Origin of the sequence: Synechocystis sp. LEGE 06083, from assembly GCF_015207725.1 — a bacterium.
GTDB lineage: Bacteria > Cyanobacteriota > Cyanobacteriia > Cyanobacteriales > Microcystaceae > Synechocystis > Synechocystis salina.
The window spans coordinates 1-2833 of sequence record NZ_JADEWJ010000372.1 but is presented as its reverse complement, the minus strand read 5'-3'; the positions used below and the strand labels follow the sequence as shown (position 1 = coordinate 2833).

General features: G+C 50.7%; 3 protein-coding genes. All 3 read right to left on the bottom strand.

The genetic code is table 11. The features are described 5' to 3' along the window. Positions 1–650, bottom strand: a 650-nt coding sequence (locus IQ219_RS18670) for a biopolymer transporter ExbD (RefSeq protein ID WP_194073602.1), incomplete at its 3' end; no start/stop codon positions are given. Between the two features lie 157 nt (positions 651–807). Then, complete coding sequence (locus IQ219_RS18665) at positions 808–1500, bottom strand: MotA/TolQ/ExbB proton channel family protein (RefSeq protein WP_194073601.1); 693 nt, start codon at positions 1498–1500, stop codon at positions 808–810. Positions 1501–1811: 311 nt separating this feature from the next. Next, positions 1812–2345: an adenylyl-sulfate kinase gene (cysC, locus tag IQ219_RS18660; RefSeq protein ID WP_194019774.1), complete on the bottom strand. Its 534-nt coding sequence runs from the start codon at positions 2343–2345 to the stop codon at positions 1812–1814. Positions 2346–2833 lie beyond the last annotated feature (488 nt).

The window sequence follows — 2833 nt, the reverse complement described above, 5'->3', positions numbered from 1 at the left end:
GTATTACTAAAATTAGGGGTGCCTGCACCGGAACCACCAGGATTCAGATTATTGAAATTGGGCATTCCCGGCGTGGGACTATTGGGGAAAGCATTGCCAGGAGTCATGCCCGGCATTCCCAAGTTGGGATCATTAAAACCATTGGGACTCATGCCTGGGGGAGTTTGGCCATCGCCGGGTAAGGTAGCCAGGGCCACCCGATCGCCACCCACGGTGCGGAGAATATCTAGTAACTGCACCACATCGTTATAGCTAGCATTGCGGGAAGCATGCAGCACAATCAAACCGCTGGGATTGTATTGGTGGTAATTTTGCAGGGCACTGACCATCTGCTCCTGGCTCACTGGCTGTTTTTCCACATACAGTTGCCCCAGATCATCCAGGCTCACCATAAACATTTCCCGCATCTGCGGGGCCCCGGTGCTGGCCCTGGGCAGGTCCAAACTAATCGCCTGTTGCCGGGATAGCCCCACCGCCCCCAGGATGAAGAAAGTGAGAATACAGAAAATTACATCAATTAAAGGAATGATCTCAATGCGCACTTCCCCCTGGTCATGTTGACTATCTTGCCAGAGGGAAAGGGGCCTGGTGGGATGGTGCAAGGCCTGGAGCCGACGGGTAGACCGGGGAACTTTAGGGGAAGATGCCATGGGGATTTTAGAGAAAGGGGAGAGGGGCAGAATAGGCTTTGATTACAGATTCACAACGGTGGGGGAACTCCGTAACCATACTAACGACTGCAAAATGGGAACCGAAACTAAGTTGTGCAACCTCCATGGGGAAAGGATACAACTCCAGCAAGGAAAACTAGTAGGATTCCTGGGGCATGCTTTCCGCTTCCGAGGTGGGGGCCATGCCTTCGTCGTAGGCCATTTCTTCCTCAAACCAACGTTGACGATAGAGCACTTCCAGTTCACTGCCGGCCTTGCGAAACACTCGCATTTGGTTGAACCATAAACCCTGAAAGAGTCGATAAAAAGCCAAGCTGACGATCGCCACGATTAACCCCGTCGCCGTGGAAATCAAGGACTCCCCAATGCCCAGGGTAACCCCAGCGGTGGAAGCTGTACCCAAATCACTAATTTGGATGGAACTGAGGGACTGGATTAGCCCCAACACCGTTCCTAACAAACCTAACAGGGGCGCAAGGGCAATGATCGCTTCCAGGATTTTGTCCCCCCGCCGCATGAGGGCCAGTTGGTCATCGGCAGCCGACTCCAGGGCCAGGTGAAAAACCTCCGGGTCTGGGTGGGGCAGGCGCAACGGTGCCAACAGATATTTAGCAATGGGGAAACGCCGATTATCCTGGGCTACCCGAATGGCCGTGTCCCAATCCCGGGCCGCCGTGTCCAAAATGCGGGAAGCAGTCTGGGAACTTTTGAGGAGAATTTGCCCCCAAAACCACAACCTTTCGATGATCGTACTGACGGACAACACCGATAAGAGAATCAGGGGCCACATGGCCACGCCGCCCTTTTGAATCAACTCAATGGGATTCACTGCTATTCATTGCCTCCATTGCAAGATTTGCGACTAGGAAATTATTCAACTTTATGGGGGACTAGTCTGGTTAATCAGACCTAATCCCCTGGCGATCGATATTAACCAAAGTTAATCCTAGCGCAAGGAATCCCCCACCTAGAAAGATTGCCTTGCCACCGGAACCCATCAACACATTTCCCCCAGGGCTATGGGAGCTTGGCCAGCACAATTAGGGAGTCCATCTTGGCAACGGGCCCCTGTTTCAGAAAAAAATTGATTATTGCCCATCGATTCCCAGTCCCCTGTTCCCCAAATAAAGGCCAATTGGTTCAACCTTCGATGTATTGTAAATCGACCAACTTTTGCCAGATCTTGTTGACGCTTTCATCCAGTTCTTCTAGATCGGTGCGGCATTCCACATCGGGATTGCTGGGGGGTTCATAGGGGTCATCAATGCCGGTGAAGCCTTTAATTTCCCCACTGCGGGCTTTGGCATATAAACCCTTAACGTCCCGTTGTTCACAAACGGCCAAGGGCGCATTAACAAACACTTCTAAAAAGTCACCAATGGTCTGTTTCACTTCCTGGCGGATGGCTTCGTAGGGGGAAATGGCAGAAACCAGCACAATCACACCGTTGCGGGTAAGCAAATGGGAAACAAAACCGATGCGGCGAATGTTGGTATCCCGGTCTTCCTTACTAAAACCCAGACCCTTGGTCAAATTGGTGCGCACCACGTCTCCATCTAGCACTTCTAGACGGTAACCACTATCCCGTAATTTTTTCTCTAACGCCTGGGTGATGGTGGTTTTGCCTGCTCCACTCAGTCCCGTTAACCAGATTGTCACGCCACGTTGTTGCATAGATAGTTTAAGGATTTTTCAGAATTATCGATATTGCCGAGGAATTGGCTCCAAGTTGGCAGGGCAATGCGCCGCCCTTGAGCTTAGCTTTTTCGTTCCCCGTTGACAATGGCGGATTTTCCTCAACCTTTACTCAGAACTAATTGTTTTGCTTAACCTTTTCATAGCCTAATCATAAGTTTTTCTTAATTTGTCTGTGAAAAACTGTAGCGGGGACTAGTGGGGGCTCGCCGCTGATGGGGAATTTTGCTGTCCGTCGGCGATCGCCAACCCAAGTCCAAAATTTTCCTCCATTTTTCCTGATTGAGAAATTCCCGAAGCAATTATGACCATTAACAACGGCGTTAGTTTGATAAGCAAAATTGGTGGCTTTGCCAGCAGTAATGGGGCAGAAATTCCGGCCTTTGACCCCAGCACTAAGCGCCTATTTGTGGTGGCGGGCTCCTTGATCGAAATTTTAGATTTAACCAATCCCACCAACCCCACTA

What these genes read in the sequence shown, in the direction of transcription:
- cysC (WP_194019774.1), bottom strand. Translation starts at nt 2,345, where the DNA reads ATGCAACAACGTGGCGTGACAATCTGGTTAACGGGACTGAGTGGAGCA.